Genomic DNA, 22825 nt, shown 5'->3' on the forward strand with positions numbered 1-22825 from the left:
GGCGAGGGAGCGGCGGGAGCGCAGCGACCAGAGCGGGGGAAGACGACGGCATCCAGGGCGACCGAGCCCGCCGAACGGAGTGAGGCAATGAATACAGTGGTCGCCGGCATCACCTACCGCGCCCTGCTGGGGCGCCGCCGGATCATCCTGCTGCTCCTGCTCCCCCTGGCGCTGCTCGGCCTGGCCGTCCTGCTGCGCGTGTTCGGCGGCGACGACCAGCGCTCGGCCGTGCTGCTGATGCAGAACTTCGCCATCAACACCGTGCTGCCGCTGCTCGGCCTGATCGCGGGCACGGGAGTCATCGCCCCGGAGATCGACGACGGCACGATCATCCACCTGATGTCCAAGCCGATCTCCCGGCCGGTCATCGCGCGCACGAAGTTCCTGGTGGCGGTGTCGCTGCTGGTGGTGTTCGCGGCCGTGCCCACGTACGTGTCGGCCTGGCTGCTGGTCAGCAACGAGGACGGCATCGCCCCCGGCTTCGCGGTGGGCGTCCTGGTGGCCGGCATCGCCTACGCCGCCGTCTTCCTCCTGCTGGGCGTCGTCACCCGCCACGCGGTCACGATCGGCATCATCTACGCCCTGGTCTGGGAGGGCGTGGTGGGCACCTTCATCCCGGGCGCCCGCAAGTTCTCGATCCAGCAGTGGGGACAGTCGGTGGCCGACCAGATCTCCGACTCGGCCTTCCTGCGGACGGACGTGGCGCTCGGCTTCGCCGTACCGGCCCTGATCATCGTCACGCTGGGCTGCGTCTTCTGGGCGGGCCTGCGCCTGCGGGCCTTCTCCCTCACCGGCGACGAATAGGCGAACAGGCGTACGGCCCGCCGGGGATCGTCCCCGGCGGGCCGTACGTGAAATCGCTCAGGCGCAGGTCGTGCGGACCGTGTCGGCGAGGCGGCTCGCCACCAGGCCGGCGTGCTCCTCCGACGCGGCCTCCACCATGACCCTGATCATCGGCTCCGTGCCGCTCGGCCTGATCAGGACCCGGCCGGTCTCGCCCAGCTCCGCCTCCGCCTCCGCGACGGCGGCCAGCAGCTCGGGATCCGAGGCCTTGCCCTTGTCGACGCCCTTGACGTTGATCAGGATCTGCGGCAGCGGCGTCATCACCGAGGCCAGCTCCTTCAGCGGCACGCCCGACTTGGCCACCACGCCCAGCAGGTGGAGCGAGGTGAGCAGGCCGTCGCCGGTGGTGGCGTGGTCGAGCATGATGACGTGGCCCGACTGCTCGCCGCCCAGGTTGAAGCCGTCCGACTTCATCCGCTCCAGCACGTAGCGGTCGCCCACCGCGGTCTCCACCACGGTGATGCCCGCCTCGCGCATGGCCAGCTTGAAGCCGAGGTTGGACATGACGGTCGCCACCACGGTCTCCTTGGCCAGCAGGCCCTCACCGTGCATGGCGGCGGCCAGGACGGCCATGATCTGGTCACCGTCGACGATCGCGCCCGTGTGGTCGACCGCCAGGCAGCGGTCGGCGTCGCCGTCGTAGGCCACGCCGAGATCGGCGCCGCGCGACACGACCACCTGCTGGAGCTTGTCCAGGTGGGTGGAGCCGTGGCCGGCGTTGATGTTGAGGCCGTCGGGCCTCGCGCCGATCGACTCGACCCGGGCGCCCGCGCGCACCAGCGCCTCGGGAGCCACCATGTGGGCGGCGCCGTGCGCGCAGTCGACCACGATGCTGAGCCCGTCGAGCGCGGCGCTCATCGTGGTCAGCACGTGGGAGATGTACCGGTCGGCCTCACCGTACGCGTCGCGCACCCGGCCCACGCCGGAGCCGACCGGGAAGGTCCACTCCTCGCCCAGCCGCCGTTCGATCTCGTCCTCGACCGCGTCGGACAGCTTGAAGCCGCCTTTGGCCAGGAACTTGATGCCGTTGTCCGGCGCCGGGTTGTGCGAGGCCGACAGCATGACGCCGAGGTCGGCGCCGAGCGCGGCGGTGAGGTGGGCGACGGCCGGGGTGGGCAGCACGCCGAGGCGCAGCACGTCCACACCGGACGCCGCGAGGCCGGCGACCACGGCGGCCTCGAGAAACTCTCCCGAGGCACGCGGGTCCCGGCCCACGACCGCCACCGGCCTGCTCTTACGGCTGGATCCGGTGGCGGCGAAAGCGCCCGCATCGCCGAGGACGTGAGCCGCCGCGACCGCCAGGTCCATGGCGAGCTCAGCCGTGAGGTCGCGACCGGCGACCCCGCGTACCCCGTCGGTGCCGAAGAGGCGCGCCAACTTAGCGCTTGCTGTACTGCGGAGCCTTGCGGGCCTTCTTGAGGCCGTACTTCTTCCGCTCCGTGGCGCGGGCGTCACGGGTGAGGAAGCCGGCCTTCTTCAGCGGCGGGCGGTTGACCTCGACGTCCAGGATCGCCAGGGCGCGCGACAGCCCCATGCGCAGCGCGCCGGCCTGGCCGGTCACGCCGCCGCCGTCGATGCGCGCGATGACGTCGAACGCCTCCTCGGCGCCGAGCACCACGAAGGGCTCGTTGACGATCTGCTGGTGGACCTTGTTCGGGAAGTAGACGTCCAGCGAACGACCGTTGATCGTCCACTTGCCGGTGCCGGGGACGATGCGCACGCGGGCGATCGCCTCCTTCCGGCGGCCGGTGCCGTACGAGTTGCCCGTGGTGACGGGCTTGCGCACGGGAGCGTCGGCGCTGGCGGCGGACTCGGTGGTGTACTCGGACGGGAAGTCCTCGCCGGAGAATTCCTCCAGCTCGGCCTCGACGGGCGTCTCGACACCGGTGGGCTCAGCCACGGTTCTCCTCTGAATCTTTCGAACTACTACTGGGCGATCTGGGTGATCTGGAACGGCACCGGCTGCTGGGCCTGGTGCGGGTGCTCGGGACCCGCGTAGACCTTCAGCTTCTTCGCCATCTTCCGGCCGAGGGAGTTCTTCGGGAGCATGCCCTTCACGGCCTTCTCGACGGCCTTGTCCGGCCGCTTCTCCATGAGCTCGCCGTACGAGACGGAACGCAGACCGCCCGGGTAGCCCGAGTGGCGGTACGCCTTCTTCTGCTCAAGCTTGTTGCCGCTCAGCGCGATCTTGTCCGCGTTGATGACGATGACGAAGTCACCGGTGTCGACGTGGGGAGCGAAGATCGGCTTGTGCTTGCCGCGGAGCAGGGTCGCGACGTGGCTGGCCAGCCGGCCCAGCACGACATCGGTCGCGTCGATGACGTACCACTGACGCTGGACGTCGGCGGGCTTCGGTGAGTACGTGCGCACGGTCGTAGCCTTCTTTATGCTCGCGTCTTCGGCGCTGTCGGAAGTGACAGCTACATCTGGTCGGTCGGTGCGGGCACACGACGGCCCGGACCTTCCGTCTCCGCAACACGGGAGATGACGCCGGACGCGCCGCGCATTGGTCTTACGGACCTATGCACACAACGAAACCAAGCTACCCGCCCGCAGGCGCGCAGGTCAAAATGACCGGTAACCCTGAGCGAGTTTACCCGACCTCAGAACGGTTAGGTTTCGTTTCCCGGGCACCCCTTCTTTCCCAGCACTGGACATCCCTATCGTTGACGGCGGTATGTGGCAGAACCCTCACTCCCGGCTAACCCAGCGGGGCGCTCGGCGCCGGAATCACCTGGGTGTGCTGGCCTGCCTCATGGCCGTGCTCTTCACCGGCGTGCTGATCGGGCGCCTCACCGACGACACCGAGCCGGCCCGCCACGTCTATCTCAACGAGACCATCCCGCCCGCCGCCGCCAGCGCCAACCCGGCGCCGAGCGCGTCAAGGAAGTCGCAGCAGCAGGCCGAGATGATCCCCAGGCAGCTCACCAAGACGCTGCCGGGCGGCACCTCCGCCCCCAGGCCCACGCGGACGCCCGAGGGGCAGATCCCCGGCTTCAACTCCCAGGACAACCCGGCCATGCTCCGCGACGACGACGCCGTGCGTGTGATGCCGGGCCTGGCGGACAGGGTCGTCTCGCTCACCAACTCCGCCAGGTCCAGGAACGGCTGCGGGCCGCTGAAGGTGAGCGCCGCACTCACCCGCTCGGCGCGTACGCACTCGCTGGAGATGGCGCGATCCGGGCAGCTCGTCCACAACTCCCCCGACGGCGCGTCCCCGTGGGACCGGATGGAGCGCGCCGGCTACCACTGGGGCGCGGCCGAGAACATCGGCGCCGGTTACAGCACGCCCGAGGAGGCCGTGGAGGGCTGGCTCGGCAGCCGCGACCACCGCAGGAACATCCTCAACTGCCGCCTGAGGGCCATCGGCGTGGGCGTGGCGTCCGGGCCTGACGGGCCTTGGTGGACTCAGGACTTCGGAGCCCGTTGACGAACATCACGGTAATGTCGCCGCATGGGTTTTCCCGAAGGACGTGAAAACGGCGCCCCGTACGGGATGGGGAGCATGTTCCAGCCCGCGGGCAACGCTCCAGGTGGTCAGAACGGCCCCGGCCGGCCGGCGGGTCCCGGCGGACCTGCGGGTCCGGGCCGGCCGGCAGGCCCTGGGGGCCCCGGCGGTCCTGGCGCTCCCGGCGGTCCTGGCGGTCCCGGGGGCTGGCCCGGCGGTTTCGACGCCCCCGACGCCGGCTCCCCCGGCCCGTCCGGCCCCTCCGGCGGGCCCGAGTCCGGGGCTCCGGAGGCCGCCGAGGCGCCCGCCCGTTCCCGCCGCGGCCGCAAGGGCCGCGCCGCCGCCCCCTCCTCCGACAAGGCGCCCAAATCCGACGAGGAGCCGCAGGACAGGGCCGAGAAGGCGCCCCAGAGCAGGATCGGGTGGAGCCCGTACGACGAGGGGCCGCGCTCGCGCGCCCCGCTGTGGTTCGCCATCGGCGGCGTCCTGGTGCTCGGCCTCCTCGGTGGCGGCCTCGCGCTGATGTGGAACGCCGACGACCCCATCAGCGCCCAGACCGCCGCCCCGCGCCAGACCTCCGCCCCGCTCCCGTCGGCCCCGCCCGGCGAGTTCGGCTTCGCCGCCGAGCGCTCCACGGACCCCGAGCCGATCAGCGTCAAGGAGATCTTCGGCAAGAAGAAGAAGTTCTCGATCTCGGGCCGCTCGTACGAGATGACGATCACCAGCAAGGACAAGAAGTGCACGGACGGCGCTCTGGGCGACGACCTGCAGAAGGCCCTCAAGTCCGGCAAGTGCACCCAGCTCGTACGCGCCAGCTTCCGTGACAAGGCCGGCAAGGTGATCGGCACGGTCGGGGTGGCCAACCTCAAGACCAGCAAGTCGGCCGCCAAGGTGGCCAAGGTCGGCGACACGAGCAACTACGTGAAGCCGCTGGCAGGCAAGGACAGTGTCACCAAACAGCTCGGGTCCGGTGCGGGAGGCGCCAAGATCTGGACACACGGCCACTACGCGATCATGGTCTGGTTCCAGAACAAGGACGGCACAAAGCCGGACAAGAAGGGCTCCAAGCAGCTCTTCGCCGCCATCGAGGACATCACCAAGGCGACCGTCTTCAAGGCTCTGGACAACCGCACGCTGACCGGAAGCCCCCTGTAGCGAAACGGGCTTCCCCTGCGTTAGGGGTCCAAACAGGACGCCGGATCCCGCTGGGAACGCCCATACCGACATAACGATCTCGCTACTCTCGCTAGGCTCCCCCTATGCGTGGCCAGGAACCCGGGTCCGAGCACGATCGCAGGGAAGCCGACAGTTCGGCCGCACCAGCGACGCCACCGCCGAGCTTCGGCCAGACCAGCGGGCGGGACGGGCCTTCGGCGTCCGCTCCCGCTGACGGCACGTCTGCGGCGTCCCCACATGCCGACGACGCGGCACGCGGCACAACCCGCGCCCCCTATGCCGAGCCACCGCACGGCCCGGCCGACGACGCGGCGAGCGACCCTTTCGACGCCGCACCACCCGCCCCCGCCGGCGGCGCGGCGAGCGACCCCTACGACGCCACCCCCTACGGCCCGGCGCGCGGTCACCTCGACACCGCGGCCGGCTCGGCCGACCACGACGCGCAGGGCCGCCTCGACGCCGCGCCACACGGCCCGGCCGATGAGCCGGCGCACGATCCCTTCGACAGCGCACCACACGGCCCGGCTGACCGCGACGCACGCGGTCGCCTCGACGCCGCGCCACACGGCCCGGCCGAGCACGACGCGCGCGGTCCCTTCGGCGACGCGGCTCCGGGGTCATACGCGCCGCGCGACGATGGGGCGATGGGCGGTGCGTACGACGACGGGGCGGTGCGCGGGCCGGCCGATGACGCGACGATTGCCTCCGCCGCCGAAACGCGGTCCACCCCACCCGCCCAACCGACGTCCGCGCCGTCCTTCCCCGCGCCGTCCTTCCCAGCGCCATCCGCCGACTCGCCGTCCGTCCCCTCACCAGCCGCCCCCTCGCCGTTCGGCACCCCGCCTCCCGGCCCGTCGGTGTCCGACTCAGCGCCCGCCGGCCTGTCGTCTCCCGCCACCACGCCCTCCAGCCCCTCAGCGCACGGCTCCGCCCCCTCCAGCCCCTCAGCGCACGGCTCCGGCGCCTCAGCGCCCGGCTCCGCGCCGTTCGGCACGTCGGTGTCCGGCTCGGCGCACTCCGGGCTGTCGACGCCCGGCACCGTGCCCTCCAGCCTGTCGACGCCCGGCACCGCGCCCAGCGGTCCCTCGGCGCCCGGCTCTGCATCGTTCGGCGCGTCCGGGTCCGGCTTTCCGGCGTCGAGGCCCTCGGCGGCCCCTCCGTCCGGGAAGGTGGCCGACAGCGGAGGGCGGCCGGTCGGCCCCGTGTTCCACGGGCCGCCGCCGAACCTGCCCGCCCCCGACGAGACCCCCGGTGCGCAGCCGTGGGAGGTCACGGGAGACGACGCCGCGCCGTACGACTGGTACGCCGACGACACCGATCCCACGTATCCCGGTGGTTACACATCGCCCGCCACGCTCTCCGACCAGCCCGGGAACGAGCGGGCACGGACAAGCCGAACGCGCGCCATCCCCCCGTGGGACGAGGTCGAGGCGGAGTCCATCACCCGCTCCACCGATCAGCCCGTACCTCCCGTTCTCGGTGCATCGGACGTGCCGACCGAAGCCGCGACGCCCGGCGAGCCGATGGCCCCTGACGGCCCGCACGTGCCCGGTGCGTCACCGACGTCGGACGGCCTGTACGTGCCCGGTGCGCCCGCGTGGGAGCCGCCTCCCGCGTTCACCGCCGCCGCGGCGGGGATGCCGGTGTGGCCCGCGCCCGTCAGTGACCCGCACGCCATGCCCCCGTGGCCGGCCGCCACGGGCGAGCTGGTGGCCGAGCCGGACAGCGACGAGCCGGCCTTCGACGCGACCGCCACCAACCCCGAGGGCTTCACCCGCCCCGCCCACTACTTCCACCCGGGCACAGCACGAAGGGAGACGTCCGAGCAGGCGTCCCCACAGCATCCGGAAGCCCAGCGCCCCGAAGCCCAGCAGGCGGGGGCCGAGCACCCGGAGGCTCAGCACCCGAGCACCCAGCGCCCAGAGACGCAGCACCCGAGAGCCCAGCACGAGGAATCGCAGCACTCGGAGGTCCAGCCGCCGAGTGCCCGGGGCCCGGAGGCGCATCACCCGGGGGCCCAGCCCTCGAATGCCCAGCAGCCCCAAGCGCAGCACCCCGAAGGGCAGCACCAGGGAGCCGGGCAGCCGGAGGGCCGGCAGCTGGAGACCGGGCATCAGGAAGGCCACCAGGCAGAAGGCCGACGGCCCGGCGCGCAGCAGCCGGAGGGCGGGCAGCCGGGGGCACCGCAGCCGTCCGCTCCCGCTGTAGGCAACTCAGGCACCGCCGCGGGCAAGCCGACCGCTGCCGCCGAGGGCAAGCCGGACGCCGCCGCCCCGGACAAGTCCGAAGCCCCCGAAGCCCCCGTCACCTCCGCCTCCGAGGCCCCCGCCCCCACGCCCAAGCAGCCGACCATCCCGCTCTCGGCCCCCATCGCACCCCCACGCGACGAGGCCCAGGACGCCACCACCCGCCCCCCGGCGAAGCTCCCCCAGAACACCCGCCGGCCGGCCCACTACTTCGACCCCAAGGCCGCCAAGCGCGACCCCCAGCCCCTCTCGCTCTCCGACCCCGCCACCCCGCCGGCCCACCCGCCGGCGCCTGGCGACGTGCCCGTGTGGCCGCCCACGCAGGCGGAGGGGAAGCTGCCCGACCTCCCGTTCTCCAAGGACACCTGGGGCCAGAAGTCCCCGGGCGGCGGCGCGCCGGCGTTCCCGTCTGGAGCGTTCAAACAGCCGCCGTTCCAGACCCCGCCCCCGCCACCGGCCCCACCCGCGAGGAGCAAGCGGGCCCTGCTGGTGACGCTGGGCGCTCTGGCGCTGGCCGGGGTGGCGACCGGCGGGTTCTTCGCCTGGCAGGCGGTGAGCAACCCGGCGCCGACGACGGCCGCCGCCGCGCGGCCCACCGCGTCGGCGCAGGCGAGCACGGAGGTGCCCGCCGCCGAGCCCACCGACGCTCCGGAGGGCACGTCGATACTCAACTCCGACCAGACGGACCCGCGGAAGTGGTCGCTGTCCGAGGCGTTCCCGAAGAAGAAGGTGAGCGCGGCGGGCGTGACGTTCACCCGGGTCAAGGCCGGCATGGAGTCGAGCTGCGACAAGGCCGCCACGGGCGCCTTCGCCGACGCGCTGCAGGAGCAGAAGTGCACGCGGGTGCTCAGGGCCACGTACGTCGACAAGAAGCACCGCTACGCCGTCACCACCGGCATAGCCGTCCTTCCCAACAAGGACGCGGCGGCCGCGGCCGACCAGGCCAAGGACCTCTCGCGCAACGTCTGGTTCCGCCCGCTCCCCGGCAAGGACGGCTCGGGCGGCGAGCGGGTGGACATCGCCGGCGGCTACGCGGCGGGGATGGTGTGGGGCCGCTACATCGTCTTCAGCTACGCCACCTACGCCGACGGCCACACCCCTGACGCGAAGGACAAGGCGCTGCCCAAGGTGAGCGGGGCGTTCCGCGACGAGACCTCACTCGTCCTCGAGCACCGTCTCACCAAGGACTGACAGCGTGCGCACTCGCCGCGTGGCCTCGGCCCGCGCGGCGAGTGCGGCCTCGGCCGGGTAGCCGACCTCCTCCAGGCAGAGCCCGTGCGCGGGCGCGACGTGCACTCCCGAGTCGCGTACGCCCCCCGCCAGCACCTCGCCCGGCCACTCCACGGGCCGCCTGCCGTCGCCGGCCGCCAGCAGCGAACCGACCAGCGCCCGGACCATCGAGTGGCAGAACGCGTCGGCCACGACGGTCGCCACCAGCAGCCCGTCCGGCTCGCGTACCCACTCCAGCCGCTGCAGTTCCCTGATCGTGGTGGCCCCTTCGCGCCTCTTGCAGAACGCCGCGAAGTCGTGCTCGCCGAGCAGCCGCGCGGCCGCCGCGTTCAGCGCGCCGACGTCCAGGGGCCGGTTGTGCCAGACCACCTCGCGCCGCCGCAGCGGGTCGGCGCCGCCCGCCGCGTCGCTCACCCGGTACGCGTACCGCCGGAACATCGCCGAGAACCGCGCGTCGAAGCCCTCAGAAGCCACGCAGACCCGATGAACGCGTACGTCCGGGGGCAGGACCCCGCCCAGCCGCCTCACGAGCGCAGAGAGCCGCTCATCGACGTCCAGCGGCCCCCTGTTCCCGTCGAGCTCGGCCAGCGAGCCCTCCGGCACGTCCACGTGGGCCACCTGACCCCGCGCGTGCACCCCGGCGTCGGTGCGGCCGGCCACGGTCAGCATGGCGGGGCTTTCGAGGCGCAGGATCCGGCCGAGCGCCTGCTCGATCTCGCCCTGGACCGTGCGGCGTCCCGGCTGCCTGGCCCATCCGGAGAAGTCCGTCCCGTCGTACGCGAGGTCGAGGCGGAGCCGTACCACGATGTCCTCCTTGACGCGGTTCTCCATGACGTGAAAACGGGCCCGCACCCCGCAGGGGGTCGGGCCCGTCTCGTCCGGCCTGAGAGATCAGGCCTCGTCCTTCTTCGCCTCGCCCTCGGCGGCCGGAGCCTCCGTGGCCGAAGCCTCGGCGGCGGGGGCCTCCTCGGCGGCGGCCTCGGGAGCCTCGGCGGCCTCGGTCTCCTCCGCGGCGGGCGCCGGCGCCGGAGCGGCGGCCGGGGCCTCGGTGCGGCGGGTGGTGACGCCGTTCAGCGGCTCGGTCACCAGCTCGATGACCGCCATCGGGGCGTTGTCGCCCTTACGCGGACCGACCTTGGTGATGCGGGTGTAGCCACCGGGACGCTCGGAGAACGTCGGCGCTATCTCGGTGAAGAGCTGGTGGACGACGCCCTTGTCCTTGACGACGGTCAGGACCTGGCGACGGTTGTGGATGTCGCCCTTCTTCGCCTTGGTGATCAGGCGCTCGGCCAGCGGGCGCAGGCGCTTGGCCTTGGCGACCGTGGTGCGGAGCTTGCCGTGGCGGAACAGATCGGTGGCCAGGTTGGCCAGGATCAGCCGCTCGTGCGCCGGGCTGCCGCCAAGACGTGCACCCTTGGTGGGCTTGGGCATTTCATTCTCCTTGTGGTCAACCCGCCCCGGCCGTGCCAGGTACCGGAGTCGGGCCGGCGCCGCGGCTGCTCCGCGACGCCGTTACGTGCACCCGCGCGATCCCGCGCCCTCGGAGAGGACGCGGGGCCGCGGAAAGCGTCAGTACTGCTCGGTCTCGACGTACGCGCTGTCGTCGTCGTCGTAGCCGCCCCCGGCCACCGCGCTCGGGTCGAATCCGGGCGGGGAGTCCTTGAGCGCCAGCGACATCTCGTGCAGCTTCTGCTTGACCTCTTCGATCGACTTGGCGCCGAAGTTGCGGATGTCCAGCAGGTCCTGCTCGCTGCGCGCGACGAGCTCACCCACGGTGTGGATGCCCTCGCGCTTGAGGCAGTTGTAGGAGCGGACGGTGAGGTTGAGCTCCTCGATCGGCAGCGCCAGGTCGGCCGCCAGGGCGGCGTCGGTGGGCGACGGGCCGATGTCGATGCCCTCGGCCTCGACGTTGAGCTCGCGGGCCAGGCCGAAGAGCTCGACGAGGGTCTTACCGGCGGAGGCCACCGCGTCGCGGGGCTTCATGGCCGGCTTGGTCTCGACGTCGAGGATGAGGCGGTCGAAGTCGGTGCGCTGCTCGACTCGGGTCGCCTCGACCTTGTAGGTGACCTTGAGCACCGGGGAGTAGATCGAGTCGATCGGGATGCGCCCGATCTCCTGGCCCGGCTGCTTGTTCTGGGCGGCGGAGACGTAGCCGCGACCGCGCTCGACGGTCAGCTCCATCTCCAGCTTGGCCTTGCCGTTGAGCGTGGCGATGCGCAGCTCGGGGTTGTGCACCTCGACCCCGGCCGGCGGCGCGATGTCGGCGGCGGTGACCTCGCCCGGGCCCTGCTTGCGCAGGTACATCACGACCGGCTCGTCGTGCTCGGAGGAGACGACCAGTTCCTTGAGGTTGAGGATGATGTCGGTGACGTCTTCCTTGACCCCGGGGACGGTCGAGAACTCGTGCAGCACGCCCTCGATCCGGATGCTCGTCACGGCCGCGCCCGGGATGGACGACAGCAGCGTGCGGCGGAGCGAGTTGCCGATGGTGTAGCCGAAGCCCGGCTCCAGCGGCTCGATGACGAACCGGGACCGGGTGTCGTCGATCGACTCTTCGAGAAGAGTCGGGCGCTGAGCGATCAGCATGTGTGGGTCTCCCCTTTTTTCGTGTGGCGCCCGCTATATGACGCCACTCCGATAAACAGCGTAGTTGAGGTGCGGAAATCCGCACCTCAACTGGGGCTCACTTCGAGTAGTACTCGACGATGAGCTGCTCCTGGACCTGGGTGTCGATCTGCTGGCGGACCGGCAGCTGGTGAACCAGGACGCGGAGCTTGTCCGGCACGACGCCGAGCCACGCGGGAACGGTGCGCTCACCCGCGGTCGCCCGGGCGACCTCGTACGGCATGAGCCCACGCTTGTTCTCGCGGACCTCGATGATGTCGTGCTCGCGAACGCGGTAGGACGGGATGTCGACCTTCTTGCCGTTCACCAGGAAGTGTCCGTGGCGGACCTGCTGGCGGGCGGCGTCACGCGACTGCGCGAAACCGGCGCGGTAAACCACGTTGTCGAGCCGGCTCTCCAGGATCTGGAGCAGCACCTCACCCGACTTGCCGGTCTTGCTCGCGGCCTCCTCGTAGTAGTTGTGGAACTGCTTCTCGAGGACGCCGTAGATGCGGCGGGTCTTCTGCTTCTCGCGAAGCTGAAGCTGGTACTCGGACTCCTTGGGACGTCCGCGGCCGTGCTCACCCGGCGGGTAAGGACGGATCTCGATGGGGCACTTGGCGGACTCGCACTTGCTGCCCTTGAGGAAGAGCTTGGTCTTCTCGCGACGGCAGAGCTTGCAGTCCGCGCCCGTGTAACGAGCCATTTCTCAGATTCTCCTGGGCTATCTCAGACGCGGCGGCGCTTCGGAGGGCGGCAGCCGTTGTGCGGAACCGGGGTGACGTCCTGGATCGAGCCCACCTCGAGGCCGGTGGCCTGCAGCGAGCGGATCGCGGTCTCACGGCCGGAGCCGGGACCCTTGACGAAGACGTCGACCTTGCGCATGCCGTGCTCCATGGCACGACGGGCGGCGTTTTCCGCGGCCATCTGGGCGGCGAACGGGGTGGACTTGCGGGAGCCCTTGAAACCCACGTGGCCGGCACTGGCCCAGGAGATCACGTTCCCCGTGGGGTCGGTGATCGAAACGATCGTGTTGTTGAACGTGCTCTTGATGTGGGCGTGCCCGTGAGCGACGTTCTTCTTCTCCTTGCGGCGCACCTTCTTCGGCGCGCCCTGACGGCTCTTAGGAGGCATTGCTTGCCATTACTCCTGAGGTCTTCGGTCCGCAGCTGCTGTGGACTACTTCTTACCGGGCTTCTTCTTGCCGGCCACGGTCTTCTTCTTGCCCTTGCGGGTGCGCGCGTTGGTCTGCGTGCGCTGGCCGTGGACGGGCAGGCCCTTACGGTGCCGGATGCCCTGGTAGCAACCGATCTCGATCTTGCGACGGATGTCGGCCTGGACCTCGCGGCGCAGGTCACCCTCGATCTTGAAGTTCGCCTCGATGTAGTCACGCATCGGGACGAGCTCGGTGTCGGAGAGCTGGTGCACGCGCAGGTCGCCGCTGACACCGGTGGCCTGGAGGATCTCCTGGGCGCGGGTGCGGCCGATTCCGTAGATGTAGGTGAGAGCGATCTCCAGCCGCTTGTCGCGGGGGAGGTCGACGCCAACCAGGCGAGCCATGGTCGGGCATTCTCCTTCTTTGTGGCGGAGGTCTGGCGCCGCACCGCCCCTCCCCAATGCCCCGGGGTGAGGGCCCCGGCCTCCGACCGGGGGTCTCCCGAGTGGTTCGGACCCTCGCATGAGAGCCCGCCTGCCCAGGTGTGTGGCGCGATTACTGACTCAGGCTCCTCATGCGTCGAGCCCGCTCCCTGATGTCGGGGCGGACTCGGAGAAGCCTTGCGGCGACTAGCCCTGGCGCTGCTTGTGGCGCAGGTTGTCGCAGATCACCATGACGCGACCGTGCCGGCGGATCACCTTGCACTTGTCGCAGATCTTCTTGACGCTCGGCTTTACCTTCATTGTCCTTCGTGATTCCTCAGACGTCTTACTTGTATCGGTAGACGATCCGCCCACGACTCAGGTCGTAGGGGCTCAGTTCAACAACTACCCGGTCGTCCGGCAGGATCCGGATGTAGTGCATCCGCATCCGACCGCTGATGTGGGCCAGGACCTTATGGCCGTTGTCGAGCTGCACCCGGAACATGGCGTTCGGGAGCGACTCGACCACAGTGCCCTCGATCTCGATGGCGCCGTCTTTCTTGGCCAAAATTCCTCGCGTTTCACTGATCGATCGTCTGAGGCTCCGGTTCACTAAGCAGCCGCGACCTCACGCTTCGGAGAGAGCGGCGACCGGCAAGGGTCACCGACGCGTGATAGTCATAGTGAGCCGACTAAGGAGTGTACGACACCTGGGCTCAAAACGCGAAACGCGTGCCAGGCGTCCTGACACAACCATATAAGAGTTTACCGCACAGCGAGCGGCACACGCGCCTATCGGCGCTTCTTGGGCTGCTGGCCGCCGAAGACGGTGCTCATCAGCAGGATGACGCCCCACGGCCCCATGACCCACAGCGGCCAGGGGTAGATCAGGTCGCCGGACGTGACGCTCACGATCAGCCAGATCACCCAGTTGATGCCGCTGGCCATGGCCCAGGCCCCCCACGCCGCACGCATGCCGGGATGCAACCCCGTGCGCTTGGCCGGCATGTCGGACACCTTGGCGGGCCGGTTGCGCAGATCCACGTCGGGAAGGTCGGACGTCAGCCGGGCGAGCTCTCCGTACGTCCTGCTCTTGTAGAGCTGTTCGAGCCGCTCGTTGAACTCGTCCATCGTGATGCGGCCCTGCGCGGTGTGCTCCCGGAGGATGGCGGCGACGCGGTCACGATCGGCGTCGGAGGCTCGCATCTCGGGGCTGTTCGCCATCCCACCCACTCCCGGGTTAGCTCTGCAGTTGGGCTAGGCGCTCTTTGCCCCCATCCAGGGCGGTTAGCACCCAAGGACCATTATGTGTCACCGCGACGCTGTGTTCGAAGTGCGCAGAGTACTTGCCGTCCATCGTCACCACGGTCCATTCGTCGGCCAGGACGCGGGTGCGCTCGGTGCCCAGGTTGACCATGGGCTCGATGGCCAGGCACATGCCCTCCTCCAGCACCGGGCCGCGACCCGGCTTGCCGTGGTTGGCGATCCAGGGGTCCATGTGCATCTCGGTGCCGATGCCGTGGCCGCCGTACTCGGGCGGGATGCCGAAGCGGCCCTGCGACCTGACGTACCGCTCGATCCGGTGGCCGATGTCCGACAGGTGCGCGCCGACCTTCAGCGCGGCGATGCCGCGCCACATGGACTCCTCCGTGATCCGCATCAGCTCGGTCAGCTTGGGGTCCACCTCGCCGATGGGGACCGTGACGGCCGAGTCGCCGTGCCAACCGTCCAGGATCGCGCCGCAGTCGATGGAGATGATGTCGCCTTCACGCAACTTGCGGGCGTTGGTCGGGATGCCGTGCACCACCTCGTCGTTGACCGACGCGCAGATCGTCGCGGGGAAGCCCTGGTAGCCCTTGAACGACGGGATCGCACCCTCGTCCCTGATCGCCTTCTCGGCGATGCCGTCGAGGTCGAGCGGCGTCATCCCGGGCTGGACCGAGCGCCTGAGCAGGTCGAGCGTGCGCCCGACCACGAGCCCCGCCGCCCGCATCTTCTCCAGCTGCTCCGGCGACTTGATCTGGATTCCGTGCCTGTTGCGTTTGAACATCATCTGCCCCCTGGGGTCTGAACGGGCCACGCTGGGGGCCCAATTCCCCCACAATAACCGCGAGGTGGCACGGAAACCCGTGCCACCTCCGCAAATCGGTCGTACTTCGTATCAGGCCATGAACGGGCGGATCGCCTCCATGGCTCGCCGGGTGATCTCCTCGACCGGGCCCGTGGCGTCCACGCCGACGAGAATGTCCTCGTCGGCGTAGTAGGAGATCAGCGGCGCCGTCTGCTCCTGGTAGACCTCCAGGCGGTGCCTGACGGTCTCCTCCTTGTCGTCGTCACGCTGGAACAGCGCGCCCCCGCACGCGTCGCACTTGTCGTCCTTCTTGTCGTCGAACTCGACGTGCCAGATGCGGCCGCACTGACTGCAGGTGCGCCGGCCGGCCAGCCGCCGCACGACCTCGTCGTCGTCCACGACGAGCTCCAGCACGAGGTCGAGCGCCAGGCCCCACTCCTTGAGCATGTCGCGCAAAATCTCCGCCTGCGCGACGTTGCGCGGGAACCCGTCGAGCAGGAATCCGTCCTGCGCGTCGTCCGCGGCCAGACGATCACGGACCATGGCGATGGTGACCTCGTCGGGCACCAGATCACCACGGTCCATGTACGTCTTGGCCAGCTTGCCGAGATCCGTGCCCCCCGAGACATTGGCACGGAAGATGTCACCTGTCGAGATCTTCGGGATGGACAGGTTCGATGCGATGTACTGGGCCTGCGTCCCCTTACCCGCTCCGGGGGGCCCGACCAGAACGAGGCGCACTACCGCAGGAAACCTTCGTAGTTACGCTGCTGGAGCTGGCTCTCGATCTGCTTAACGGTGTCCAGGCCGACGCCTACCATGATCAGAATACTCGTCCCTCCGAACGGGAAGTTCTGGCTCGCACCGGACACCGCCAGAGCGACGATCGGGACCATGGAGATGAGACCCAGATAGAGCGAGCCCGGCGCGGTCAGACGGGTGAGCACGAAGTTCAGGTATTCAGCCGTCGGCCGGCCGGGGCGGATGCCCGGAATGAATCCACCGTACTTCTTCATGTTGTCGGCGACTTCAGTGGGGTTGAACGTGATGGACACGTAGAAGTACGTGAAGAAGATGATCAGCAGGAAGAACGTCGCCATGTAGATCGGGGTGTCGCCCGTGGCGAGGTTCTGCGAGACCCAGCGGATGACCGCGTTGTCGGAGGTCTGGAAGAGCGACGTGAGCAGCTGCGGCAGGTAGAGCAGCGAGGATGCGAAGATGACCGGGATGATGCCGGCCTGGTTGACCTTGAGCGGGATGTACGTCGAGGTGCCGCCGTACATCCTGCGGCCGACCATGCGCTTGGCGTACTGGACCGGGATGCGCCGCTGCGCCTGCTCGACGAAGACCACCGCGGCGATCATGAAGACGCCGACGATCATGACGACCGCGAAGGTGAACTTGTTCGCCTGGAAGATGTTGGTCAGCTCGGACGGGAAGACCGCGACGACCTGAGTGAAGATCAGGATGGACATGCCGTTGCCGACGCCGCGGTCGGTGATGAGCTCGCCCAGCCACATGATGACCGACGTACCGGCGGTCATGATGACCACCATCGTGACGATCATGAAGATGTTGTCGGGGTCGAGCAGCACGTCCTGCTGGCAGTTCGGGAAGAGCTGCCCGGTGCGGGCCAGCGCGATGAACGCGGTCGACTGGAGGACGGCGAGCCCGATGGTCAGATAACGCGTATACTGCGTGATCTTGGCTTGGCCGGATTGGCCTTCCTTTTTCAGCGCCTCAAGGCGCGGGATGACCACGACCAGCAGTTGCAGAATGATGCTCGCGGTGATGTACGGCATGATGCCCAGCGCGAACACCGACAGCTTCAGGAGCGCACCACCGCTGAAAAGCTGCACCATCCCGTAGATGTTGCCGGTGGCTCCGTTACGAGCCTGGTCGAAACAGGCCGCGAGGTTCTGGACGTGAACTCCCGGAGTCGGAAGAACCGAGCCGAGACGGAACAGCGCGATGATGCCCAGCGTGAAGAGCAACTTCTTGCGCAGGTCCGGTGTCCGGAACGCCCGGGTAAACGCGGTCAGCACGGTCCCTCCTGCGCGCCTTTACGGCGTTGTGAGTATGCGATGGTGCGGGGATCTGCCATCTGAAGTCTTGGGTCTGACGAGTCGGCCAGAAGCCTGCCGTCCCGCGAACTCTAACGCACTACGGGCGTGGGGGCATTTGTCAAAGCCCCCACGCCGCGTAATAGCTCTTACAGCTCGGTAACGGAACCACCGGCAGCGGCGATCTTCTCCTTGGCGGCGGACGAGAAGGCGTGGGCCGTCACGTTCACCGCGACCGAGATGTCACCGGTGCCCAGCACCTTGACGAGCTGGTTCTTGCGGACAGCACCCTTGGCGACCAGAGCCTCGACGGTGACCTCGCCACCCTCGGGGAACAGCTCGCCGATCCTGTCCAGGTTCACGACCTGGTAGGTCGTCTTGAACAGCGCGTTGGAGAAGCCCTTGAGCTTCGGCAGACGCCGCTGCAGCGGCACCTGGCCACCCTCGAAACCGAGGGGGACCGACGTGCGGGCGTGGCTGCCCTTGGTGCCGCGACCGGCGGTCTTGCCCTTCGACGCCTCGCCGCGACCCTTGCGGATCTTGGGCCTGTTGGCGCCGGGGGCGGGACGCAGGTCGTGGATCTTGAGCGGAGCAGCGTTGTTGCTGTCAGTCATGTCAGTCGACCTCTTCCACCTCGACGAGGTGCGTCACCACGGAGACCATCCCGCGAATCTCGGGGCGGTCCTCCTTGACGACGACGTCGCCGATTCGCTTCAGGCCAAGCGAACGCAGCGAGTCACGCTGGTTCTGCTTGCCACCGATCTTCGAGCGAACCTGAGTGATCTTCAGGCGTGCCATGACTAGCTCACCGCCTTGGCGGCCGCGGCCTCGGCGAGACCCTCACGCTGCGCCTTGAGCATGCGGGCCGGGGCCACGTCCTCGATCGGCAGGCCACGGCGGGCGGCGATCTCCTCGGGCCGCGACAGGCCCTTCAGAGCCGCCACGGTGGCGTGCACGATGTTGATCGGGTTGTCCGAGCCGAGCGACTTGGACAGCACGTCGTGGATGCCGGCGCACTCCAGCACCGCGCGCACCGGGCCACCGGCGATGACGCCGGTACCGGCCGAGGCCGGACGCAGGAAGACGACGCCCGCCGCCTCCTCGCCCTGCACGGTGTGCGGGATGGTGCCCTGGATGCGAGGCACCTTGAAGAAGTGCTTCTTCGCCTCTTCGACGCCCTTGGCGATGGCCGCGGGCACTTCCTTGGCCTTGCCGTAACCGACGCCGACCAGGCCGTTGCCGTCACCGACGACGACGAGGGCGGTGAAGCTGAAGCGACGACCACCCTTCACGACCTTGGCCACTCGGTTGATCTTCACTACGCGCTCGATGTACGAGACGCCCTTGTCGGCGGCGCCACCGCGGCGATCGTCACGACGGTCCCGCCGCTCGCCACCGGTGCCGCCACCGCGACGCGGAGCTGCAGCCATCAGTGGTTCCTCATCTCATTTGCGGACATCAGTTGGGGTGCTCGGGCCTTCATCAGAATTCCAGCCCGCCCTCGCGAGCGCTGTCGGCCAGCGCCGCGATCCGACCTGCGTACCGGTTGCCACCACGGTCGAAGACGACCCTGGAGATCCCGGCCTCCTTGGCCCGCTGAGCGAGGAGCTCGCCGACCTTCTTCGCCTTCTCGGTCTTGTCCGCCTCCAGGGCGCGCAGCGAGGCGTCCATGGTGGACGCGCTCACCAGCGTGTGACCGATCGAGTCGTCCACGATCTGGACGAACATGTGGCGCGTCGAGCGGTTGACGACCAGGCGCGGACGCTCGGCCGTACCGACGACGAACTTGCGGACGCGGCGGTGACGGCGGGCCCGCGAGACGGTGCGGGCAGCCGTGTGCTTGCTGAACGCAGTCTTCGGAGCCATGCCTACTTACCAGCCTTTCCGACCTTGCGGCGGATCTGTTCGCCCTGGTAGCGCACGCCCTTGCCCTTGTACGGGTCGGGCTTGCGCAGCTTGCGGATGTTGGCCGCGACCTCGCCGACCTTCTGCTTGTCGATGCCGTCCACGTGGAACAGGGTCGGCTTCTCGACGCGGAAGGTGACGCCGTCGGGGGCGTTCACGATGACCGGGTGACTGAAGCCCAGGGAGAACTCCAGCTGCGTCGGGCCCTTGGCCTGGACGCGGTAACCGACGCCGACGATCTCCAGGGACTTCGAGTAGCCCTGGGTGACGCCCTGCACCATGTTGGCGATCAGCGTCCGGGACAGGCCGTGCAGCGCACGCACCTTGTTCTCGTCGTTGGGCCGGGAGACGGCGACGGCGCCGTCGTCGTCGCGAGCCACCTTGATGGGCTCGGCGACCGTGTGAGTCAGCGTGCCTTTCGGGCCCTTGACCTGGACTTCCTGGCCGGTGATCGTGATGTCTACACCGCCGGGCACCGGGATGGGCAGCCGTCCGATTCGCGACATGCTGTGTTCCTCCCCTCTACCAGACGTAGGCGAGGACTTCCCCGCCCACACCACGCTTGCCGGCCTGCTTGTCGGTCATGAGGCCGTGGGACGTCGAGATGATCGCGACGCCCAGTCCGCCCAGGACTCGAGGCAGGTTGTCCTTCTTTGCATAAACCCGCAGACCGGGCTTCGACACCCGGCGCAGGCCCGCGAGCGAACGCTCACGGGTGGGCCCGAACTTGAGCTCCACCACGAGGTTCTTGCCAACCTTGGCGTCCTCGACGGACCAAGCCTGGATGTAGCCCTCCTGCTGGAGGATCTCGGCGATGTGCGCCTTGATCTTCGAGTACGGCATCGACACGCTGTCGTGGTACGCCGAATTCGCGTTGCGCAGACGTGTGAGCATGTCTGCGATCGGGTCGGTCATCGTCATGGCCAGTGGCCTTCCTCGCCGCGGTTTCCAGTCGGCCAAGCAGCGCTCTGCCGGTGGACCTTCGGCGCGGTCATGGACGCCCGCGATGGGCGTCCTGGTCTTCTACGAAAATATGTTCGCCCAGGGGACGACGCTGGGCCGTCCCCCAGGTTATCTACCAGCTCGACTTGGTGATGCCGGGCAGCTCGCCCCGGTGCGCCATCTCGCGGAAGCACACGCGGCAGAGCCCGAACTTGCGGTAGACGGCGCGCGGCCGGCCACAGCGCGAGCACCGGGTGTACGCCCGGACCTGGAACTTCGGCTTGCGCCCCGCCTTGGCGATCAGCGACTTCTTCGCCATTGGATCAGGCCTCCTTGAAGGGGAAGCCGAGGAGCTTCAGCAGCGCCCGGCCCTGGTCGTCGTTCTTCGCGGTGGTCACGAGCGTGATGTCCATGCCCCGCGGCCGGTCCACCTTGTCCTGGTCGACCTCGTGGAACATGACCTGCTCGGTCAGGCCGAACGTGTAGTTGCCGTTGCCGTCGAACTGCTTGGGCGACAGGCCGCGGAAGTCCCTGATGCGGGGCAGCGCCAGCGCCAGCAGCCGGTCGAGGAACTCCCACATGCGGTCGCCGCGCAGCGTGACGTGCGCGCCGATCGGCATGCCCTCGCGCAGCTTGAACTGCGCGATGGATTTGCGGGCCCGTACCACGGCCGGCTTCTGGCCGGTGATCACGGTGAGGTCGCGGACGGCGCCCTCGATGAGCTTGGAGTCGCGAGCCGCCTCGCCGACACCCATGTTGACCTTGATCTTGGTCAGCGCGGGGATCTGCATGACGTTCTGGATGCCGAACTGCTCGCGAAGCTGGGCCGCGATCTCCTCGCGGTACTTCGTCTTGAGTCGCGGCGTCGGGCGCTCGGTCTCAGTGGTCGTGGCAGTCATCAGCTGTCCTCACCCGTCTCCTCGGCCGCGCTGTCCTTCTTCTCTGCGGGCTTGTCGGCGGGCTTCTCGTCCTTGAGCTTCTTCACGTTCGAGACGTGGATGGGAGCCTCCATGGTCTGCACGCCGCCCGATTTGGCGCCGCGCGGACCCTGGTGGGTCTCCTTGGTGTGCTTCTTGATCATGTTGACGCCCTCGACCACCACGCGGTCCTCGCGCGGGAGCGCGGCGATGACGCGACCCTTGGCACCCTTGTCCTTGCCGGCGATGACCTGGACCAGGTCACCCTTCTTCACGTGCAGCTTCGGCATCACAGCACCTCCGGGGCGAGCGAGATGATGCGCATGAACTTCTTGTCACGCAGCTCACGGCCGACCGGGCCGAAGATGCGGGTGCCGCGCGGGTCACCGCTGTCCCTGATGATGACGGCCGCGTTCTCGTCAAAGCGGATGTAGGAGCCGTCGGGCCGGCGGCGCTCCTTGACCGTGCGGACGACGACGGCCCTGACCACGTCGCCCTTCTTGACGCCAGTGCTGCCGGGCAGCGCGTCCTTGACAGTGGCGACGATGACGTCGCCGATACCGGCGTAGCGTCGGCCCGAGCCACCGAGCACACGGATGCAAAGGATCTCCTTCGCGCCCGTGTTGTCGGCGACCTTGAGCCGCGACTCCTGCTGGATCACGTTGAACTCCTGTTAGTCGCGCCGGTTCTCATTTCTGAGCCTGGCGGAACCGTCGTTGTCTTGTTCCCACGGCCACAGCGCCCCGTGGACGCCGCACCGCAGGCGACGCGAGGCCACGTGGGCCTCGCGTCCTTGGACGCCGTCATGGGGGCTCTGAGAGCCCCCACGAGGCGCGGTATATGTCGAGCGGGCCGAGTGGTTACTTGGCCTTCTCGAGGATCTCCACGACCCTCCACCGCTTGGTGGCGGAGAGGGGGCGGGTCTCCATGAGCAGCACGCGGTCGCCCACACCACAGGCGTTGGCCTCGTCGTGCGCCTTGTACTTGGTCGTACGGCGGATGACCTTGCCGTACAGCCGGTGCTTGACGCGGTCCTCGACGGCGACGACGACGGTCTTGTCCATCTTGTCGCTCACGACGAGGCCCTCACGGACCTTGCGGAAGTTCCGCTGCTCCGCGTTCTCGGTCGTCTCAGTGGTCTCGGTCTCAGCCATCGCTCGTCTCCTTCTCGACCGTGATGATGCCGAGCTCCCGCTCGCGCATCACGGTGTAGATACGGGCGATCTCGCGGCGGACGGCGCGCAGCCGCCCGTGGCTCTCCAACTGACCGGTCGCCGCCTGGAAGCGGAGGTTGAACAGCTCCTCCTTCGCCTCCTTCAGCTTCTGGACGAGGGTGTCCTCGTCCTCGAGCCGCAGCTCGCCGGCGGTCAGGCCCTTAGCCATCACGCCTCACCCACTTCACGCTTAACGATCTTGCACTTCATCGGCAGCTTGTGGATCGCCCGCTGAAGCGCTTCGCGGGCGATCGGCTCCGCCACGCCGGACAGCTCGAACATCACGCGTCCGGGCTTGACGTTGGCGATCCACCACTCCGGCGAACCCTTACCGGAACCCATGCGGGTCTCGGCCGGCTTCTTGGTGAGCGGACGGTCCGGGTAGATGTTGATCCACACCTTGCCGCCACGGCGGATGTGCCGGGTCATGGCGATACGAGCCGACTCGATCTGGCGGTTGGTCACGTACGAGTGCTCAATCGCCTGGATGCCGAACTCGCCGAACACGACCCTGGTGCCGCCCTTGGCGGCTCCGCTGCGGTCGGGCCGGTGCTGCTTGCGGTGCTTGACCCTGCGCGGGATCAGCAT

Annotated in this window: 32 protein-coding genes; 4 read left to right on the forward strand and 28 right to left on the reverse strand. The window is 68.9% G+C overall.

The genetic code is table 11. From position 1 onward, the window contains the following. Positions 1-87 precede the first annotated feature (87 nt). Positions 88-804, forward strand: a complete 717-nt coding sequence (locus tag FH608_RS05220; RefSeq protein WP_139628761.1) for an ABC transporter permease subunit — start codon at positions 88-90, stop codon at positions 802-804. 57 nt (positions 805-861) lie between these two features. Here the strand turns inward: FH608_RS05220 and glmM are convergent, their stop codons facing one another. From glmM to rplM, 3 genes are read right to left on the reverse strand one after another with little or no spacing between them, the layout of a single operon-like run. Continuing rightward, positions 862-2220: a phosphoglucosamine mutase gene (glmM, locus tag FH608_RS05225; RefSeq protein ID WP_139628763.1), complete on the reverse strand. Its 1359-nt coding sequence runs from the start codon at positions 2218-2220 to the stop codon at positions 862-864. A gap of 1 nt (position 2221) precedes the next feature. Continuing rightward, the gene (gene rpsI, locus FH608_RS05230) at positions 2222-2743 is read right to left on the reverse strand and encodes a 30S ribosomal protein S9 (protein WP_139628765.1); all 522 of its coding nucleotides are present in this window, start codon (positions 2741-2743) and stop codon (positions 2222-2224) included. 26 nt (positions 2744-2769) lie between these two features. Continuing rightward, on the reverse strand, positions 2770-3213 hold the full coding sequence (gene rplM, locus FH608_RS05235; protein ID WP_139628767.1) for a 50S ribosomal protein L13: 444 nt from the start codon (positions 3211-3213) through the stop codon (positions 2770-2772). Positions 3214-3583: 370 nt separating this feature from the next. Between rplM and FH608_RS05240 the strand changes: the two genes are divergently transcribed. The 3 genes from FH608_RS05240 (at position 3584) to FH608_RS05250 (ending at position 8904) form a co-directional block, all read left to right on the forward strand. Next, complete coding sequence (locus tag FH608_RS05240; protein WP_193318231.1) at positions 3584-4273, forward strand: CAP domain-containing protein; 690 nt, start codon at positions 3584-3586, stop codon at positions 4271-4273. Between the two features lie 24 nt (positions 4274-4297). Continuing rightward, complete coding sequence (locus tag FH608_RS51255) at positions 4298-5446, forward strand: hypothetical protein (RefSeq protein WP_193318232.1); 1149 nt, start codon at positions 4298-4300, stop codon at positions 5444-5446. 104 nt (positions 5447-5550) lie between these two features. Further along, positions 5551-8904 carry a hypothetical protein gene (locus tag FH608_RS05250; RefSeq protein ID WP_139628771.1) on the forward strand — a complete coding sequence of 1118 codons (3354 nt, stop codon included), beginning with the start codon at positions 5551-5553 and terminating at the stop codon, positions 8902-8904. Here the strand turns inward: FH608_RS05250 and truA are convergent. From truA to rplP, 25 genes are all read right to left on the reverse strand, one after another. Beyond that, a complete protein-coding gene (gene truA / locus FH608_RS05255; protein ID WP_193318233.1) occupies positions 8869-9774 on the reverse strand; it encodes a tRNA pseudouridine(38-40) synthase TruA in 906 nt (301 codons plus the stop codon). The genes FH608_RS05250 and truA overlap by 36 nt on opposite strands. Positions 9775-9834: 60 nt before the next feature. Then, on the reverse strand, positions 9835-10374 hold the full coding sequence (gene rplQ / locus FH608_RS05260; RefSeq protein ID WP_139628773.1) for a 50S ribosomal protein L17: 540 nt from the start codon (positions 10372-10374) through the stop codon (positions 9835-9837). Between the two features lie 138 nt (positions 10375-10512). Next, positions 10513-11529, reverse strand: a complete 1017-nt coding sequence (locus FH608_RS05265) for a DNA-directed RNA polymerase subunit alpha (protein WP_103960866.1) — start codon at positions 11527-11529, stop codon at positions 10513-10515. Between the two features lie 97 nt (positions 11530-11626). Next, entirely contained in the window at positions 11627-12253 is a 627-nt protein-coding gene (gene rpsD / locus FH608_RS05270; RefSeq protein WP_139628776.1) for a 30S ribosomal protein S4, read from the reverse strand. 23 nt (positions 12254-12276) lie between these two features. Then, positions 12277-12681: a 30S ribosomal protein S11 gene (rpsK, locus tag FH608_RS05275; protein ID WP_091090131.1), complete on the reverse strand. Its 405-nt coding sequence runs from the start codon at positions 12679-12681 to the stop codon at positions 12277-12279. 45 nt (positions 12682-12726) lie between these two features. Beyond that, complete coding sequence (gene rpsM / locus FH608_RS05280; RefSeq protein ID WP_043623489.1) at positions 12727-13107, reverse strand: 30S ribosomal protein S13; 381 nt, start codon at positions 13105-13107, stop codon at positions 12727-12729. A gap of 225 nt (positions 13108-13332) precedes the next feature. Further along, positions 13333-13446 (reverse strand): 50S ribosomal protein L36, encoded by a 114-nt coding sequence (rpmJ, locus tag FH608_RS05285; RefSeq protein WP_003956441.1) that lies wholly within the window; start codon positions 13444-13446, stop codon positions 13333-13335. Between the two features lie 25 nt (positions 13447-13471). After that, positions 13472-13693: a translation initiation factor IF-1 gene (infA, locus tag FH608_RS05290; RefSeq protein WP_012887858.1), complete on the reverse strand. Its 222-nt coding sequence runs from the start codon at positions 13691-13693 to the stop codon at positions 13472-13474. Between the two features lie 224 nt (positions 13694-13917). Then, entirely contained in the window at positions 13918-14349 is a 432-nt protein-coding gene (locus FH608_RS05295) for a DUF1707 SHOCT-like domain-containing protein (protein ID WP_139628777.1), read from the reverse strand. 16 nt (positions 14350-14365) lie between these two features. Next, a complete protein-coding gene (gene map / locus FH608_RS05300; protein ID WP_139628779.1) occupies positions 14366-15175 on the reverse strand; it encodes a type I methionyl aminopeptidase in 810 nt (269 codons plus the stop codon). A gap of 111 nt (positions 15176-15286) precedes the next feature. Next, the gene (locus tag FH608_RS05305; protein ID WP_139628781.1) at positions 15287-15937 is read right to left on the reverse strand and encodes an adenylate kinase; all 651 of its coding nucleotides are present in this window, start codon (positions 15935-15937) and stop codon (positions 15287-15289) included. Further along, positions 15937-17241, reverse strand: coding sequence for a preprotein translocase subunit SecY (secY, locus tag FH608_RS05310; RefSeq protein WP_139628784.1), 1305 nt, complete (start codon positions 17239-17241; stop codon positions 15937-15939). The genes FH608_RS05305 and secY overlap by 1 nt, the downstream gene beginning before the upstream one ends. 167 nt (positions 17242-17408) lie before the next feature. After that, entirely contained in the window at positions 17409-17873 is a 465-nt protein-coding gene (rplO, locus tag FH608_RS05315) for a 50S ribosomal protein L15 (RefSeq protein ID WP_139628786.1), read from the reverse strand. 1 nt (position 17874) lies between these two features. Beyond that, positions 17875-18057, reverse strand: a complete 183-nt coding sequence (rpmD, locus tag FH608_RS05320) for a 50S ribosomal protein L30 (RefSeq protein WP_080043226.1) — start codon at positions 18055-18057, stop codon at positions 17875-17877. A 2-nt stretch (positions 18058-18059) separates the two neighbouring features. Then, a complete protein-coding gene (gene rpsE / locus FH608_RS05325) occupies positions 18060-18689 on the reverse strand; it encodes a 30S ribosomal protein S5 (protein ID WP_091090115.1) in 630 nt (209 codons plus the stop codon). Between the two features lie 52 nt (positions 18690-18741). Further along, entirely contained in the window at positions 18742-19125 is a 384-nt protein-coding gene (gene rplR, locus FH608_RS05330) for a 50S ribosomal protein L18 (protein ID WP_139628788.1), read from the reverse strand. Between the two features lie 2 nt (positions 19126-19127). Then, positions 19128-19670 (reverse strand): 50S ribosomal protein L6, encoded by a 543-nt coding sequence (gene rplF, locus FH608_RS05335; RefSeq protein WP_139628791.1) that lies wholly within the window; start codon positions 19668-19670, stop codon positions 19128-19130. A gap of 16 nt (positions 19671-19686) precedes the next feature. Then, positions 19687-20085 carry a 30S ribosomal protein S8 gene (gene rpsH, locus FH608_RS05340; protein WP_139628793.1) on the reverse strand — a complete coding sequence of 133 codons (399 nt, stop codon included), beginning with the start codon at positions 20083-20085 and terminating at the stop codon, positions 19687-19689. A 154-nt stretch (positions 20086-20239) separates the two neighbouring features. Further along, positions 20240-20425: a type Z 30S ribosomal protein S14 gene (locus FH608_RS05345; RefSeq protein WP_132337023.1), complete on the reverse strand. Its 186-nt coding sequence runs from the start codon at positions 20423-20425 to the stop codon at positions 20240-20242. A 4-nt stretch (positions 20426-20429) separates the two neighbouring features. Beyond that, entirely contained in the window at positions 20430-21005 is a 576-nt protein-coding gene (gene rplE, locus FH608_RS05350) for a 50S ribosomal protein L5 (protein ID WP_139628796.1), read from the reverse strand. Continuing rightward, a complete protein-coding gene (rplX, locus tag FH608_RS05355) occupies positions 21005-21304 on the reverse strand; it encodes a 50S ribosomal protein L24 (protein ID WP_139629075.1) in 300 nt (99 codons plus the stop codon). Before rplX ends, rplE begins: the two co-directional genes overlap by 1 nt. Before the next feature lie 8 nt (positions 21305-21312). Next, on the reverse strand, positions 21313-21684 hold the full coding sequence (gene rplN / locus FH608_RS05360; protein ID WP_139628798.1) for a 50S ribosomal protein L14: 372 nt from the start codon (positions 21682-21684) through the stop codon (positions 21313-21315). Positions 21685-21883: 199 nt separating this feature from the next. Then, complete coding sequence (rpsQ, locus tag FH608_RS05365; protein ID WP_139628800.1) at positions 21884-22177, reverse strand: 30S ribosomal protein S17; 294 nt, start codon at positions 22175-22177, stop codon at positions 21884-21886. Further along, complete coding sequence (rpmC, locus tag FH608_RS05370; protein WP_139628802.1) at positions 22170-22406, reverse strand: 50S ribosomal protein L29; 237 nt, start codon at positions 22404-22406, stop codon at positions 22170-22172. The genes rpsQ and rpmC overlap by 8 nt, the downstream gene beginning before the upstream one ends. Further along, entirely contained in the window at positions 22406-22825 is a 420-nt protein-coding gene (gene rplP / locus FH608_RS05375; protein WP_055506387.1) for a 50S ribosomal protein L16, read from the reverse strand. The genes rpmC and rplP overlap by 1 nt, the downstream gene beginning before the upstream one ends.

This window comes from Nonomuraea phyllanthi, from assembly GCF_006334985.2.
Taxonomy (GTDB): domain Bacteria; phylum Actinomycetota; class Actinomycetes; order Streptosporangiales; family Streptosporangiaceae; genus Nonomuraea; species Nonomuraea phyllanthi.